The following is a 382-nucleotide window of genomic DNA, read 5'->3' on the forward strand; positions in this document are numbered from 1 at the left end:
AACAAGGTAGCCGTATCGGAAGGTGCGGCTGGATCACCTCCTTTCTAAGGAAAATGCCCATGTGGCATTGCCCATCGTTCAGTTTTGAGAGACCAAAAACTCTCGACAATCAAATTATGAGGGCCTATAGCTCAGCTGGTTAGAGCGCACGCCTGATAAGCGTGAGGTCGGTGGTTCGAGTCCACTTAGGCCCACCATTTTTTTGAGAATACCCTTATGGGGCCTTAGCTCAGCTGGGAGAGCGCCTGCCTTGCACGCAGGAGGTCAGCGGTTCGATCCCGCTAGGCTCCACTTTGTTCCTTGAAAACTGAAGATTCATCAAGACATCAAACCAATTATTTCACATATGGTCCGTGAGGACCGTGTGTCTTAGACGCTAGAT

2 tRNA genes are annotated in these 382 nt (G+C 50.0%); both read left to right on the forward strand.

Annotation, left to right across the window (positions count from 1 at the left end):
* Positions 1 to 120: 120 nt before the first annotated feature.
* A tRNA-Ile gene (locus tag KNP83_RS14985) sits at positions 121 to 197 on the forward strand.
* Positions 198 to 218: 21 nt separating this feature from the next.
* Positions 219 to 291, forward strand: a tRNA-Ala gene (locus KNP83_RS14990).
* Positions 292 to 382 lie beyond the last annotated feature (91 nt).

The organism is Exiguobacterium sp. s146 (genome assembly GCF_018618415.1).
In the GTDB taxonomy this organism is placed as follows: Bacteria; Bacillota; Bacilli; order Exiguobacteriales; family Exiguobacteriaceae; genus Exiguobacterium.